The organism is Streptomyces sp. NPDC091377, from assembly GCF_044757045.1.
Lineage (GTDB): Bacteria > Actinomycetota > Actinomycetes > Streptomycetales > Streptomycetaceae > Streptomyces.
Map to the genome: position 1 here is coordinate 435,934 of NZ_JBIVUE010000005.1, position 14,759 is coordinate 450,692.

The 14,759-nt window shown below is 68.7% G+C and carries 10 protein-coding genes; 4 read left to right on the top strand and 6 right to left on the bottom strand.

The window, feature by feature from the left end; translation table 11 throughout:
• Nucleotides 1–252 precede the first annotated feature (252 nt).
• From ACIQNG_RS14405 to ACIQNG_RS14420, 4 genes are all read left to right on the top strand, one after another.
• Nucleotides 253–1,266 (top strand): acetamidase/formamidase family protein, encoded by a 1,014-nt coding sequence (locus ACIQNG_RS14405; RefSeq protein ID WP_401430924.1) that lies wholly within the window; start codon nt 253–255, stop codon nt 1,264–1,266.
• Nucleotides 1,267–1,386: 120 nt separating this feature from the next.
• Nucleotides 1,387–1,986 (top strand): N-acetylmuramoyl-L-alanine amidase, encoded by a 600-nt coding sequence (locus tag ACIQNG_RS14410; protein WP_401484995.1) that lies wholly within the window; start codon nt 1,387–1,389, stop codon nt 1,984–1,986.
• Between the two features lie 161 nt (nt 1,987–2,147).
• Nucleotides 2,148–3,443: a GAF domain-containing protein gene (locus tag ACIQNG_RS14415; RefSeq protein ID WP_401484997.1), complete on the top strand. Its 1,296-nt coding sequence runs from the start codon at nt 2,148–2,150 to the stop codon at nt 3,441–3,443.
• 170 nt (nt 3,444–3,613) lie between these two features.
• Nucleotides 3,614–5,137 carry an aldehyde dehydrogenase family protein gene (locus tag ACIQNG_RS14420; protein WP_401430930.1) on the top strand — a complete coding sequence of 508 codons (1,524 nt, stop codon included), beginning with the start codon at nt 3,614–3,616 and terminating at the stop codon, nt 5,135–5,137.
• Nucleotides 5,138–5,283: 146 nt separating this feature from the next.
• Here ACIQNG_RS14420 and ACIQNG_RS14425 read toward each other — a convergent pair whose 3' ends face one another.
• From ACIQNG_RS14425 to ACIQNG_RS14450, 6 genes are read right to left on the bottom strand one after another with little or no spacing between them, the layout of a single operon-like run.
• A complete protein-coding gene (locus ACIQNG_RS14425; protein ID WP_401484999.1) occupies nt 5,284–7,935 on the bottom strand; it encodes an endo-beta-N-acetylglucosaminidase in 2,652 nt (883 codons plus the stop codon).
• Between the two features lie 15 nt (nt 7,936–7,950).
• Nucleotides 7,951–10,263, bottom strand: coding sequence for a glycoside hydrolase family 3 protein (locus tag ACIQNG_RS14430; protein WP_401485001.1), 2,313 nt, complete (start codon nt 10,261–10,263; stop codon nt 7,951–7,953).
• The gene (locus ACIQNG_RS14435; RefSeq protein WP_401485003.1) at nt 10,250–11,551 is read right to left on the bottom strand and encodes a glycosyl hydrolase; all 1,302 of its coding nucleotides are present in this window, start codon (nt 11,549–11,551) and stop codon (nt 10,250–10,252) included. Before ACIQNG_RS14435 ends, ACIQNG_RS14430 begins: the two co-directional genes overlap by 14 nt.
• 1 nt (nt 11,552) lies before the next feature.
• Nucleotides 11,553–12,428: a carbohydrate ABC transporter permease gene (locus tag ACIQNG_RS14440; RefSeq protein WP_401485004.1), complete on the bottom strand. Its 876-nt coding sequence runs from the start codon at nt 12,426–12,428 to the stop codon at nt 11,553–11,555.
• On the bottom strand, nt 12,428–13,381 hold the full coding sequence (locus ACIQNG_RS14445) for a carbohydrate ABC transporter permease (protein WP_401485005.1): 954 nt from the start codon (nt 13,379–13,381) through the stop codon (nt 12,428–12,430). The genes ACIQNG_RS14440 and ACIQNG_RS14445 overlap by 1 nt, the downstream gene beginning before the upstream one ends.
• The gene (locus ACIQNG_RS14450; RefSeq protein ID WP_401485006.1) at nt 13,378–14,670 is read right to left on the bottom strand and encodes an ABC transporter substrate-binding protein; all 1,293 of its coding nucleotides are present in this window, start codon (nt 14,668–14,670) and stop codon (nt 13,378–13,380) included. The genes ACIQNG_RS14445 and ACIQNG_RS14450 overlap by 4 nt, the downstream gene beginning before the upstream one ends.
• Nucleotides 14,671–14,759: the final 89 nt, after the last annotated feature.

Genomic DNA, 14,759 nt, shown 5'->3' on the forward strand with positions numbered 1-14,759 from the left:
TTATCCACAATCCGGCGGCTCTCCACGACTTCCGCTGCGCCTTCCTGACCGGCCGTCCGGCCGCTTACCGTGATGCACATGAGGCGCACACGCACCGTGTGACCTGGAGCGGGTGCGCCTCATGGGCGGAGGTCACGGACGGACGGCGGCCGGGCAGACACCGGCCCGCACCACGTGTCCGCCCGCCCGCCATGCCACCGGAAGGGCCGGTCTCCGCCGGCCCGACCTCGACAGCCAGATCGGAGCTGTGCAGTGACGAGCGACCCGCGGATCCTGACCGTGCGACCCGAAGCGGGCGAGTACGCCTGGACGTTCGGCGGCGCGCCCCCCGTGGCGCGGATCGCGCCGGGCACGGTGCTGGACCTGTTCACCGAGGACTGCTTCGCCGGGCGGGTGCGCTCGGAGAAGGACCTGGTGTCGGAGGTGTGCGAGTTCCCGTTCCTCAATCCGCAGACGGGCCCCTTCCACATCGAGGGCGCGGAACCCGGAGACACGGTCGCCGTGCACTTCGTCTCGATCGAACCGGCACGGGACTGGGCCGCCTCCACCACGGTCCCCCTGTTCGGCGCGCTGACCTCCACCCACACGACGGCGACGCTCCAGCCGCCGCTGCCCGAGACCGTGTGGATCTGGCAGCTGGACCGGGAGCGGCGCACGGCCCTGTTCCGCGCGCGTGAGGGCGATTTCGAGGCCGAGCTGCCGATGGACCCGATGCACGGCACCGTGGGTGTCGCGCCCGCCAATCTGGAGGTCCGCTCGGCGCTGGTGCCCGACGCGCACGGCGGCAACATGGACACACCGGAGATGCGGGCCGGTGTCACCTGCTATCTCGGGGTGAATGTGGAGGGCGCGCTGCTGAGCCTGGGAGACGGCCATGCGCGGCAGGGTGAGGGTGAGACGTGCGGGGTGGCGGTGGAGTGCGCCATGAACACGGTGGTGATCGTGGAACTGCTCAAGGGGGTGAGCACGCCCTGGCCGCGCATTGAGTCCGACACGCACATCATCTCGACGGGTTCGGCCCGCCCGCTGGAGGACGCCTTCCGGATCTCCCAGCTGGACCTGGTGCACTGGCTGGTGCGCGACTACGGATTCGGACAACTGGACGCCTACCAGTTCGCGACCCAGGCCGTGGAGTCACCGCTGGCCAATGTCTGCGACACGAACTACACCTGCGTGGCCAAGATCCGCAAGGAGTGGTTGCCGGAGCGGGAGACCCATCGGGGCCTCCACGCCGAGCTGCGGCGGAGAGCGGCGGAGCTGCGCTAGCAAGCACCGCCGCGCCGAGTCGGCACGGGACCGCACCCTCTGTCACTCCCCTCGACACCGTCCCCCTCCCCCTCCCTCTCCCCCTCCCTTCCCCGGGACGCACTTCCGAAAGGCCCAGTGATGGAACGACCCCGACCGCTCCCCGGTCGGCGACATCTCCTGAAGGGCGCCGCGCTGGCCGTCCTCCCCTACACGCTGCTCCCCGCGCCCCGGGCGGGCGCGCTCACCCCGGCGCCCGACCACCCGTCCGGCGAGTGGCAGCCCGCGCACCCCAGCAACCACACGGCGGCCGACCGCCCCGCCGACCACCCCGTGGACTTCGTCGTCATCCACGTCACGCAGACGCCGTACGCCAACACCCTGTCGATCTTCCAGGAGGCGGGGCGGAGCGTCTCCGCGCACTACGTGATCAGATCGGGCGACGGGCATGTGGCGCAGTGCGTGCGGGAGTCGGACATCGCCTGGCACGCGGGGAACTGGGACTACAACACGCGCAGCATCGGGATCGAGCACGAGGGATGGGTCGACGAGCCACGCTGGTTCACCGAAAGGATGTACGAGAGTTCGGCCAGGCTCACGGCCGCGATCTGTGGCAGACACGCCATTCCCAGGGATCGCGCCCACATCCTCGCCCACTACGAGATGCCGGGCACCGACCACACCGACCCCGGGCCGCTGTGGGACTGGGACCGCTACATGAGCCTGGTCGCGTCCGTATGAGGGAGCCGGGTTTCGGACAGACGGTCGACCCCTGGCAAGAGCGACGGGTCACGAGAGGGAAGGAGGAGTCCGAAGAGCGGAGCGTCGACGGTCCGGACGGTTGCCGGTCGGCGCGATGGGCATGACGATGTCGCCACCGCTTCGCGATCCGGGAGGCCGAGTTGACCGATCCCTGGGTGGCTCTGGAGCCGGGAGCCGACCCTGTCGAACACGCGCGCATACTGCGACGGGCGCACGAGACGTTCACCGCGGCGGGTTCGGTGCCACGGCCGGTGCGGGCGGTGGTGGCGGACTCCTGGCGGCGGTCGGCGCGGGCGGGGGTCGGTCCGGACGACACCGCGAGTGTGGAACTGACGGACGGTGACCTCGGTGCCTATCGCGCGGAGCATCCGCTGGGGCGGGTGATGCCCTTGGTGCGGGAGCTGTTGGGGACGTTCGCGGCGGACGGCGAGCATCTGCTGGCGGTGTGCGACGCGCAGGGCCGGCTGCTGTGGGTGGAGGGGCATCCGGCGACCCGGCGGAAGGCGGGGCGGATGAACTTCGTGCCGGGCGCGCGGTGGGCGGAGGCCGCGATGGGGACCAACGCCCCGGGGACGGCGGTGGTCGTGGACCGGCCCGTGCAGGTCTTCGCGGCCGAGCACTTCAGCCGGCGGGTGCAGCCGTGGACGTGCGCGGCGGCCCCCGTGCACGACCCGCGTACCGGGCGGGTGCTCGGCGCGGTGGACATCACCGGCGGGGACGGGCTCGCGCATCCGCACAGCCTGGGATTCGTGCAGGCGGTGGCCAGGGCCGCGGAGTCCCAGTTGGCGCTGCTGGAACCGGTGGCACCGGCCGACGGAGGGTGCGAGTTGGACGCGCTCGGCCGGGACGAGGCCCGGCTGCGGGTCGGCGGGCGGACCCGCAGGCTCAGCAGGAGGCACAGCGAGATCGTCGTACTCCTCGCGCGGCATCCGGAGGGGCTGAGCGGGGACGAATTGCTGTGCGCGCTGTACGAGGACGAGTCGGTGCCCCCGGTGACGTTGCGGGCGGAGCTGGCACGGCTGCGCGGGGTGCTGGGGCCGGGGCTGCTGGCGTCGCGGCCCTACCGGCTGACCGAGCCGGTCGAGTCGGATGTGGACGCCGTCGAGCGGAGGCTGGCGGCGGGTGCGGTGACCGCGGCGGCGACGGCGTACGCGGGCCCGCTGCTCCCCGCGTCGCGGGCGCCCGAGGTGGCCCGGCTCAGATGCCGGCTGGCCGGTGGGCTGCGGGCCGCGCTGATCGCCCGTGGCGACCCGGACCTGCTGGCCGACTGGGCGCACACGCCGTGGGGCGAGGACGATCTGGCGGTGTGGCGAGCGCTGGCGTCGACCCGTCCGACCGCCGCGGTACGGTCCCGTCTCGCCGCGCTGGAGGCGGAGCTGACGGCACCGCCGCGAGCCCGGCCGACGGGACGGGGGCTGAACGTCGTACGGAACTGAGGGCTGAACGTCGTACGGACTGAGGGCCGTACGCAACCGATGGTGGTACGTCACACCCCCGGGTGTCCTGGGACGCCCGGGACACGCAACGTGCTCGCAACCTCCCCGCTCCTACCCTCGCGGCGAGAGCTGTCCAATGGCGGGCAGTGAGCATCGGGAGGCAGAGCAGGATGACCCGTTACGCGGCGCCCGGGACCGAGGGCGCGATCGTCTCCTACCAGGCTCGGTACGACCACTTCATCGGCGGCGAGTATGTGCCGCCGGCACGGGGGCGGTACTTCGAGAACCCGAGTCCGGTCAACGGACAGGCGTTCACGGAGATGGCGCGGGGCACGGCAGAGGACGTGGAACGTGCGCTGGACGCGGCGCACGCGGCGGCCCCGTCCTGGGGACGCACGTCGGCGACCGAGCGCTCCGACATCCTGCTGAAGATCGCCGACCGTATGGAGGCACGTCTGGAGGAACTGGCGGTCGCCGAGAGCTGGGAGAACGGCAAGCCCGTACGCGAGACGCTCGCCGCCGACATCCCGCTCGCGATCGATCACTTCCGGTACTTCGCGGGGGCGATCCGTTCGCAGGAGGGGGCGCTCAGCGAGGTGGACGACGACACGGTCGCGTACCACTTCCACGAGCCGCTGGGGGTGGTCGCGCAGATCATCCCGTGGAACTTCCCGCTGCTGATGGCGACGTGGAAGCTGGCGCCGGCCCTCGCGACGGGCAACGCGGTGGTGATCAAACCGGCCGAGCAGACCCCGGCCTCGATCCACTACTGGATGAGCCTGGTCTCGGATCTGCTGCCGCCGGGAGTGGTGAACATCGTCAACGGCTTCGGCGAGGAGGCGGGCAAGCCGCTCGCCTCCAGCCCGAGGGTGGCGAAGGTGGCCTTCACGGGTGAGACGTCGACAGGGCGGCTCATCATGCAGTACGCGGCGGAGCATCTGAAGCCGGTGTCGCTGGAGCTGGGCGGCAAGTCGCCCAACATCTTCTTCGACGACATCTGGGACAAGGACGACGCCCTGCGGGACAAGGCGCTGGAGGGCTTCACCATGTTCGCCCTCAACCAGGGCGAAGTGTGCACCTGCCCGTCCCGTGGACTCATCCAGCGCGGCAACTACCCCGACTTCCTCCAGGCGGCCATCGCCCGCACCGAACAGATCAAGCCGGGCCATCCGCTCGACACCGACACCATGATCGGCGCCCAGGCGTCCGGCGAGCAGCTCGCGAAGATCCTCTCGTACGTCGACATCGGACGTCAGGAGGGCGCGAAGGTACTCACCGGCGGCGAACGCATCGACTACGAGGGCGAGTTGCAGGGCGGCTACTACGTCCAGCCCACGATCTTCGAGGGCGACAACCGGATGCGGGTCTTCCAGGAGGAGATCTTCGGCCCCGTGGTGTCGGTGACGTCGTTCGACGACTTCGACGACGCCATCAAGGTCGCCAACGACACGTCGTACGGTCTCGGCGCGGGCGTGTGGACCCGTGACATCAACACCGCCTACCGCGCGGGCCGCGCCATCCAGGCGGGCCGGGTCTGGACCAACTGCTACCACGCGTACCCGGCACACGCGGCCTTCGGCGGCTACAAGCAGTCGGGCATCGGGCGCGAGAACCACAAGATGATGCTGGAGCACTACCAGCAGACGAAGAATCTTCTGGTGTCGTACTCGCCACAGAAGCTCGGCTTCTTCTAGGCATGAAGGAAGGGCGTCTGAACAGGGGGTTTCCCTGTCAGGCGCCCTTCGTGGTGCACTTCTACGCGTCGCGTCAAATCCGGGTGCGTGCCGCCGCGTGACGGCTGAGGTCGCCACGCGGCGGCGTCATCCCCGTGAGGAGATGCCTACCCTCGGAGCACCGTCGTGGCCTTGTTCCCCACGTAGTCCTCAAGGACGGCGACGACCTTGCTGCTCGTGCTGGACATGGTCACCTTCATCGCGGAGAGCGGAGTGCGTCCGCGCAGCATGTACGGCTTACTGCTTGATCCGGCGGGAAACGTCTTGGCTACTCCGTTCTCCGTGACGGTCAGGGTGTGCCAGTCGGGGGCCTCAGGGCTTGAGAAGGTGAAGGTGTTGCCTTGAATCGCCACCGAGGAGGCCGGGTACGGGGTAGCCGTCGTGTCTGCGAATTTCCCTCGTACGGCTGTGGTCGTGCCCGTTCCGGACTGCAGGGTGAGAAGGTACCCGTCACCGTTGACGGGTACGTTCGTGAGCGTCACGCCCGTGCTCGTGCCGGGGACCGTCACCTCCTGGCTGTGGGGAGTGGTGGTGTCGAGGCTGCGGACCTTCACGGTGACCGGTGCTCCGGAGGCCGGTGGTGTCCAGTCGGCCTTCAGGGTGCCGTCCCCGCCCGCCGTGGCGGTCACGCCGCGGGGTGCCGTGGACAGGTCGAAGGTCACCGTCGCCGGCTGACTCTCGGAGCCGTCGGGGCCGACCGCCACGAGCTTGAGCGTGCCGGAGGTGGCGGTGAACCGCTTGACGTAGTACACGTCGTCGTAGATGCCACCGAGGTAGGTGTCGTCGAGGTAGACGTCGTAGCGGCGGACCTTGTCGTAGTCGCTGCGTGACCAGGACAGGAACAGTTCGTCGGTCTCCGGGAGGAGCTGGTCGATCCGCAGGTCCTCCGGTGCGGCCGGGGTGCGGTTGACGCCGTCGCTCAGGGCCAGCCCGCCCAGGTTGACCTGGTATCCGGCGATCGGCTGCGCTCCGGCGGCGACGACCAGTCCGAGGGAGGCGATGCGCTGCCCGGCGTAGGCGGACAGATCAGCCGAGACGGTGGTCCAGCCGTTGGTGCGTCTGCCGGTGTTGGCCAGGGGCACCTCAACCACCTTGCTGGGGTCGGAGGCCAGGGCCAGGGCGAGGCGGAGCTGGGAGTCGTCGTCCGCCGATGGCTTGTTGTAGGTCAGCTGGAGCGTCGACTGGCCGGTCACTGCCAGGTCGGTCTTGTAGAGACGGGCGGTGTTGTCGCTTTCGAGGCTGCCGCTCAGCACCAAGGAGCTGCCGCCGTTGTAGCCGCCCACCTTCTGATAGGAGAACCGGCTCGCCGACGTGTACTGGGGGCCGTAGTCGTAGTCCGCTCGGAGTGGGCTGCGGGCGGCGTCGATCCACCACTGCCAGGTCACCGGAATGTCCTGGAGGTTGATGTTGCCCCACTCCGTGTCGTTGGACAGCCGCCCCTTCCTCCACGTCGACAGTCCGTGACCGGTGTTGAAGGAGGTGGCGAAGGTCGTGCCCTTGATGACGGAGCGTTCGGCGATGTACTTCGAGATGCCCTTCCAGCTGCTGTCCGGCGTGGTGGCCCCCTGCGAGGAGCCGGTCCACCAGCGGCGTTCGCGGTCGAAGACGTTGAATTGTGCGGCGTCGTTGGTCTTGTCGGAGTAGTCGGAGTGGACGAAGTCCGATCCGAGGGTGGCGATGGCGTTCATGGGAGCACCGGCGGCGTCAAGATTGTCATCGAGGTTGTAGGGCTGATTGAACTGGTACAGCCCGGCCTCGACACCGGCGAAGACGCTCTTGCGAGAGTCGAGCCCCAGCTGAGTGGCGTGCGACTTGGAGTTGGTGAGTTTCGTCCGGTTCCACCAGTAGTTGAGGAAGATGGAGTCGGAGACATCGCCCAGGGCCGCGTCGCGCACGAAGGGGGAGTTGAGCGAGTTGAACTCGTTCTGGTACGAGACTCCCCCATTGGTGTTGATCACGGAGTCGTACCACTGGACGTACATGCCGCCCTCGCGCAGCTGCTTCATGAACTGCTTGTAGACGGGGATGTCGGCAGTCGCGACGGTCTCCTCCTGGTTGAAGAAGTAGCCGTCGAAGCCGTAGTACTTCGCGACCTCGATGAGCTTCGTCGCGGCGGGGAACTTGCCCGCCGCGTCACGGGTGAGGAGCTGGCGATAGTTCTGGTCGTCACCGCGCGGGGAGAAGATGCAGCCCAGAGAGCGTACGCCGTTCGCGTGGGCGGCGTTGGTGTACGCGGGGTTGGGCAGGTTGAGCGTGCCGAACTGGAAGTCCCGTTGCGTCCAGTCGGCCTTCGGGTCGTACAGGCTCTTCGGGGTGCCCTCGGGGGGCGCGCCGTGCCATGAGGCGTAGATGTCGGAATACTGCCAGTAGTTGAAGATGTTCTGGCTGAACTCGTTGGTGTACGGGTGGCTCTCGAAGAAGGAGATGCCGTAGTCACCGGCCAGGTTGAGCATCTGGGTGTCGGCGGGCAGCGCCTTGTTGCGCTGCGTCGCGGGGTTGGCCGCGTTGCGGGACTGCAGAGGCACCTTGGCACGCAATTGTGTGGCGTCGGTGTCGTTGGCGGGGTTCCAGCTGAGCAGGTCGGTCGGTGTGTAGCCATGCTGGTAGGGCTGGTTCGGCCCGGCCGCGCTCTGGCCGGTCCAGGGCAGGGTGTCGCTGGCCTGGGTGGCACCGCTGCCCATGGTCAGGGCGAACAGCGTCGCCACCGCCGTGCCCATGCAGGCCCAGGCCCGTTGGACTCGGCTGTGTGGTCTTGTCATCACGACTCCTCTTCTCTAGAGGGGGTTGCGGCCGTCCCGTGGTCGGACGGCCAGTTCGGGGGTGCTGTACGGGTGGATCGGCGTGTGCAGATCCTCGACGTACAGATCCGTGCGGGCGCGGTGGAGCGCGCCCTCGGCGAAGCAGGTCCGGACGGGCAGGTCCCAGACGACGGTGGTCCGGGCTCCGGGAGGCAGGGGGATCCTGCGGTGGGCGAGAAGCTCCCTTCGCCGCGGCAGAACCCGGCCGCCGGCGCGATGGGCGAACAGGGGCACGATGGCCTCGGTGCCGGTGTTCGTGGTGTTGCCGACATCGACGCTGACGCGGACCGTGGCGGGCCCCACGGCGGCCGTGAGGTTCTCGAAGACCACCTGGTGGTACCGCAGCCCGAAGCCGAACGGGAAGAGCACTGGCTCCCGCGCGTCCCGGTAGACGTTCTGGGCCGGATGCCGATCGTTGTAGCGGACGGGCACGGCGCCGGGATGACTCGGAAGGGTGAAGGGAAGCAGTCCGACGGGTTCCTCGGTGCCGAGCAGTGCATCGGCGATCGCCCGGCCGCCGAACGGGCCCGGGTAGCCGGCCCACAGGACGGCGTCGGTGTTCTCGACGACGGTGGTGAGGACGTGGGGGCGTCCTGCGATGACCACGGCGACGATGGGGCAGGTGACGACCTGCCGCAGGGCAGCGGCCAACACGTCCTGTCCCTCGGGCAGGGATACGTCCGCCATGTCGACACCCTCCCCGGATGTCGCCTCGGCCTTGGCGATGAGGGCGCCGTTGGCTGCGAACTCGTCGTCGTAGGCGCGGTGGCTGGTGCCCCCGAGAGCGAGGACGACCAGGTCGGCCCCCTTCAGCTGGGCTGGGGTCGGAAGGCCGGGCGCCCATACGATGTCCGAGGCGGGCAGTGCCTCGCGCAGGGCGGCGTAGAGACCGGGAGCCGCCCCCTCGGGAAGGGGCGGAACGTAGTCGCCGAGCATGGCGGTCACGTCGAGACCGTTGGGGCCCGCGACGACGACCTTGCCCCGTGCTTCTCGTGTCAGCGGCAGGACACCGCCGTCGTTGTGCAGCAGGACCATGGCCTGGCGGGCGAGACGCCGCGACAGACGGGCGGCGTCGTGATTGCCGATGTCTGCCGCACGCGTCCCGCCTCCGGTCACCGTCACCCGCTCGCGCACCGGTCCTCGGGGGTCGCTGTCTTCCTCTCCCCTGCCGATGGCAAGGAGACCCATCCGCTGTTTCAAGGTGAGCATCCGCCGGCACGCGGCGTCGACCAGCTCCGCCACGTGGCGGTCCTGAGCCGCCGCGGACTCCAGCAGGACGAAGGACTCGTCCCACAGGGACAGGTCCACGCCGGCTTCGAGCGCGGTGACGGCGCCGGCCATCGGGTCGTCGGTCATCTCGGTCAGGCGGTCCACGGCCAGACCGTCGCCCATGACGATTCCGTCGAAGTCGCACTCGTCGCGCAGGAAGCCGGTGATCAGAGCGCGGTTGGCGCAGCATGGAACGCCGTCGATGTCGTTGTAGGCGGCCATGAAGCCGAGGGCACCGGCCTCCACCGCGGCCCGGACAGGCGGCAGATGCAGCTCTCGCAGGTCGCGGGGGCCGATGACGGACGACTGGCCATTGCGCCCACCGGTGGCCTCCCCTTGCGCGGCGAGGTGTTTGACCACGACCCCGACGCCGCCTGCTCCGATCGCACCGCGCCGATCGCCCTGCATGCCGCACACCACGGCGCGGGTCAGTTCGGCCGCCAGCAGCGGATCCTCCCCGAAGCACTCCTCCGCTCGCCCCCAGCGTGCGTCACGCAGCAGGTCGAGCGCCGAGACCAGGGCAAGGTGCACACCGGAGGCCGACAGTTCGGCCGCGACGGCGGCTGATGCCTCGGCCACGAGTGCGGGGTCCCAGCCGGCGGCCAGTGACAGGTTGGTGGGCAGGAGGGTGGCTCCCAGGGCCTGGTGGCCGTGCGGTGCCTCTTCGGTCAGCAGGGCACCGATGCCGTGCTGACCGGCGTGCCTCACCTCCTCCTGGACCAGAGCGGCGACCTCGGCCCGCTCCTGCGGCCGGATGCCGTCGGTCCAGGTGCGCCCGGACCAGGCATCGGCGCGGAACAGCCCGTAGAGTGCCCCGAGGCCACCCCATCGGTCGAGTTCGGCGCGGGCTACGCGGGTGAGGCGGAAGCCTCCACGCTGCGTCCTTTCGACCGCCTGCCACCCGTACAGGCGCTGGTTGAGCTGGCCGACCTTCTCCCTGAGGGACATCCGGCCGAGCAGGTGGTCGACGGCTGCGGTCCCGGGGACGGTCTGACCTGGGTTGCCGTCACTGTCCCGCATGGGCAGCCGTCCGCTCCAGCACTTCGGCGTCGCTGACGGAGCTGTAGTAGGTGTGTCCCGTGGGGGTGGCGTGGACGAGCCGTTGGATTCCCCGTGCGGACAAGGCGGATGGATCGCTCGCCGCGGTGGAGGTGACGAGAGCGGGACGGGCACCTTTGCGCGCGCGGTCCATCCATGCCTCGAACACGCCACCGCCCGGGGACAGTTCAGCCCTGGACAGCGGGACGTCGTCGCTCCCGACGGGGACGACCACGGCTTCCGTGCGGACCTCGGGACGGGCACGGTCGCGCAGTTCCGCGGCCATCGCGGCGAAGCGCCGGCCGATCGGCTTGACGACGCCATCGGCATCGATCAGTCCGAGGCTGTGCTCCAGGTCCGGGAAGTCGGAGAGGCGGCGCTCCACATCGTGGGAGCACCACCAGGTGATCCCCCACAGAGCGTCGCAGTCGGCCGCCGCTCGCACGGTGCGTTCACAGAAGTCGGGCGCCTCCTCGGCGGTGAGGTGGTTGAGCGGAGCGCCGACCTCCTGCAGCCATACCGGGCGATCGAGGGCGAGGGCGAACGCCCGCGAGAGCTCGATGAGGTAGGCGGCGTGATGCACGCTTTCGTGGGACAACGCACCGTATCCCTGCGCCGTTCCGTTGAAGATCCACGAGTGGATCACGCTCATCCGGCCGTGGCGGGCGGAGTGCGCCGGTACGAAGGGGTGGCCGTCGGCGTACCAGACCGCGTCGTACTCCGCGTTGAGTCGGAAGTGGCGGGCGTCGCGAGGACCGGAGCCGTGCAACGCCTGCAGCCATCCGGTCACGTCGTCGGTGGTGGCCTGCATCTGATGGGGGTGCAGGGACGACGCGAACTGGTTGACCTCGTTGCCGAGGGTCAGGCCGAGGAAGTTCGGCAGGTCGTGAAGGTGGTCCTCGAAGGCTTCGACCAGGAGGGACTGTGCGGAGACCGCGTCAGGGTCGGAGAACATGCTGCGCCGGTGCCAGTTCGCCAGCCAACTGGGTACGAAGTCGAAGCCCGAGAGGTGGCCTTGCAGGACGTCGACACTGGCATCGAGACCGGCCGACCCCGCGATCTCCACCACACGGCGCACGTCGTCCAAGGCGGTGTGACGGATCAGTGTCCGGTTCGGCTGTACGAGGGGCCACAGCGGCAGTACGCGGACATGGTCCATTCCGAGTGCGGCCAGAGCATCCATGTCGCGGCGCGTGACCGACCAGTCGGGGGCCAGCCAGGAGTAGAACCAGTCCTGGGACGGCGTGTAATTGACGCCAAATCTCAGCATGTCAGCCTTTCAGTCCACCGGATTCGAGCCCGCGGAAGAAGTAGCGCTGCAACGCGGCGAAGAAGGCCACGATGGGAACAAGGGCGATGATGGTGCCGGCCGCGATGAGGCGTGGGTCGTCGTAGAACGTGCCGCGCAGTCGGGTCAGGCCGACGGTGAGCGTGTAACTGTTCTCGTCCGACAGCACGACGAGAGGCCACAGGAAGTCGTTCCACGAACCGACGAACGCGAAGATCGCGACGACGGCGATGATGCCCTTGACCTGGGGCACAGAAATGCTGATGAAGCGCTGCCAGGCGTTCGCTCCGTCGAGGACCGCGGCCTCGTCCAGTTCGGCGGGCAGGTTGCGGAAGGCGTTGCGCATGAGGAGCACGTTCAGGGCGACGACGATCATCGGCAGGACGACGCCGACCAAGGTGTTGGCCAAACCCGCGGACCTGACCAGGAGGAACTGGGAGATCAGCACGGTCTCCGTGGGGACGAGCAGGGCCGCCACGCACAGAGCGGTGGCCGTGCCGCGGCCCCGGAAGCGCAATCTGCCGAGCGCGTAGCCGGCGCAGGTCGCGCCGACAACGTTGCCAACCACTGCCATGGCCGCCACCAGCAGGGAGTTGAACAGATAGTTCAGCACGGGAATGCGGTCGAGTACGTCGGAGAAGTTCGCGAGTGTGGGGTGCCCGGGTATCAGTTCAGGGGGCCGGGCGTACAACTCGTCGCCGACACCCTTGAGTGACAGCGACAGCTGCCACAGCAGAGGCCCCGCCATCAGCACGACCATCAGCAGCAGAATCACGTAGCGCGTGGCGTCGGCGGCCCGCGCCCTGGTGGTCCGTGCGGAGGAGGTCCGCGAGCGTGGTGGGGACTGGGGTGTGGTCATCAGAGCTTCTCCTTCCTGCGCTCCATGAGGAGTTGTGCGATCAGCAGGCCGCCCAGGACGACAAACATGACCAGGCTGATCGCACCGGCGTATCCGGTGCGGGCTTGCAGGCCCGTGCCCTCGCGCTGGATGAGCATGGTCATCGTCAGGTTGCCGCCGCCGACCCCGCCCGTCCCGCCGGTGAGGACGTAGATCTCGCCGAAGACACGGAAGGCCGCCACGGAGGACAGGAGCCCGATGAGTGCCATGGTGGAACGCACGCCGGGCACCGTGACGTTGAGGAACGTGCGCACTGTTCCGGCACCGTCCACCGCAGCCGCGTCATACAGACTGGGGTCGATGCCGGCCAAGGCAGCCAGGTAGATGACCATGTAGTACCCAAGACCGGTCCACACGGTGACGAACATGGCACTGAACAGCAGCAGCCATCGGTCGCTGAGGAAGGGGACGGGCTCCGCCACCGCGTGGAGCGTCCCCAGCAACTCGTTGACCAGGCCGCGCCGGTCGAGCAGGTTGGTCCAGATGAGCCCGACGACGACCGACGACATGACCACGGGGAGGTACAGGGTGGTACGGAAGAACCCCGCGAGCCGGCCGACCCGGGCCACCAGTGCGGCCAGGATGAGCGGCAGGACCACCATGAAGGGGACCACACACAGGGTGTACAGGGTGGAGTTCAGCAGAGCGGTGGCAAAGCGCTCGTCGGTGAACAGCCGCCGGAAGTTCTCCGTCCCGACGAACGTGCCGGGCCGCAGGAGGGTCGAGTCGGTGAACGCGAGCCGCAGGGTGTTGACGAACGGCACGAGAGACGTGATCACGATCGCGGCCAGCGCCGGCAGGAGGAACAGCCAGGGGGTCACGTGCCAGCGGTGGGTTACCAGGCCGTCAGCCCCGCGCCGGAACGACGGTCCGCTCCGGCCTGCGGACGTGCTCGGCTCGGCGGACTCCGTCATCCGTTCGCGTCCAGCCGCTCGTTGGAGTACTTCACGGAGGCGTCCAGCGCCTCCTTGGCCGACTTCTTGCCCAGCAGAGCCTGGGCGATCTGCTCGCGGAGGGTCTCGCTGTCGGCGGCGCCGGAGAAGGCCGGCGGCCACCACACGACGGCTTTCCTCACCTGGTTCGCGCCTTCGACACGGACCTTGGTGGCGCTGTCCGCGCCGCTCTTGGTGAAGTAGGGGTCGTCCAGAGTGCCGGCGGACGACGGGAACACATCGGCGCTCTTGGCGAACGCGAACTGATTGGCCGAGTTGGTCACGTACTTGGCGAATGCCTTGGCCAGCTGCGGGTTCTTGCTGGTGGCGTTGACCACCAGTGACTCGATGTACATGTTGGGAGCGCTGTCGCTGATCCGCGGTCCGATGCCCAGCGACTTGTAGAGGTCCGGCGCCGTGTCCTTGAGGTCGTTGAGGGTGTAGGAGCTGCCCTGGAGGTAGGCGAGTCGGCCCGACTTGAACTCCTCCATCTCCTTGGTCTGCAGGTTGTTCAGCGCCTCCTCGGTGAGCCCCTTGCTCGCGAACAGCTCGCGGTAGCGCTCGACGAGTTCCACGCCCCTGGCGTCGTTGTACGTGAACTTCTTGCCGGCCTCGTCCATGAGGGGGACGCCGTACTCACCGAACGTCTCGATGGAGGGCATTCTGGCCAGCATGGAGGCGTCCGCGCAGTTCTTCGTCATGGTCTTCGCGGCGTCGAAGAGTTCGTCGTAGGTGGCCGGCAGCTCGGCCGGGTCCAGTCCGCACTTCTTGAACAGCGAGGTGTTGAAGAAGGACGGGCCGGTGTTGAGGTACCAGGGGTAGCCGTAGGTGCCGCCGTTCAGCCCCTCGAAAGTCATGGCTTCCCATGCCTTGTCCAGGTACTGGCTCTTGGCCTTGGGATCGGCCTCGTTGAGGTCGAGAAGGACACCCGCCTTGGCCAGGGTGTAGGCGGACTCGGGGCCCATGTCGGCGACGTCGGGCAGGGACCCGGCGACGGCGTCGGCCGACAGCTTGTCCTGATACCCCTCTGCGGGCTGGTCCACCCACTTGATGTCCGTCCCGGGGTTCGCCTTCTCGAATGCGGCGATGAGGTTGTCGAAGTAGGGGGTGAACTTCTCGTTCTTGAGGTTCCAGGTCTGGAAGGTGATCTGGCCGGACAGTTTGCCGTCGGCGGACTTCCCGGCCGATCCGCCGTTGCCACAGCCGGTCAGCAGCAGTGATCCGAGCGCGAGTCCCGCGATGAGGGCTTGGCGCTGGGCGATGATGGTCATGTGCTGTCTCCTTCGGGGTGCGAGCAAGCCGTAGGCCGGCCTGAACGTCGGTGTGGGGAATGGGAGTGTGGGCACGGTGGGGCGCGGCG

Excerpts from the sequence above, each read along its gene's own strand:
- ACIQNG_RS14410 (WP_401484995.1), top strand. The coding sequence starts at position 1,387 with ATGGAACGACCCCGACCGCTCCCCGGTCGGCGACATCTCCTGAAGGGC.
- ACIQNG_RS14420 (WP_401430930.1), top strand. The coding sequence starts at position 3,614 with ATGACCCGTTACGCGGCGCCCGGGACCGAGGGCGCGATCGTCTCCTAC.
- ACIQNG_RS14425 (WP_401484999.1), bottom strand. The coding sequence starts at position 7,935 with ATGACAAGACCACACAGCCGAGTCCAACGGGCCTGGGCCTGCATGGGC.
- ACIQNG_RS14430 (WP_401485001.1), bottom strand. The coding sequence starts at position 10,263 with ATGCGGGACAGTGACGGCAACCCAGGTCAGACCGTCCCCGGGACCGCA.
- ACIQNG_RS14435 (WP_401485003.1), bottom strand. The coding sequence starts at position 11,551 with ATGCTGAGATTTGGCGTCAATTACACGCCGTCCCAGGACTGGTTCTAC.
- ACIQNG_RS14440 (WP_401485004.1), bottom strand. The coding sequence starts at position 12,428 with ATGACCACACCCCAGTCCCCACCACGCTCGCGGACCTCCTCCGCACGG.
- ACIQNG_RS14445 (WP_401485005.1), bottom strand. The coding sequence starts at position 13,381 with ATGACGGAGTCCGCCGAGCCGAGCACGTCCGCAGGCCGGAGCGGACCG.
- ACIQNG_RS14450 (WP_401485006.1), bottom strand. The coding sequence starts at position 14,670 with ATGACCATCATCGCCCAGCGCCAAGCCCTCATCGCGGGACTCGCGCTC.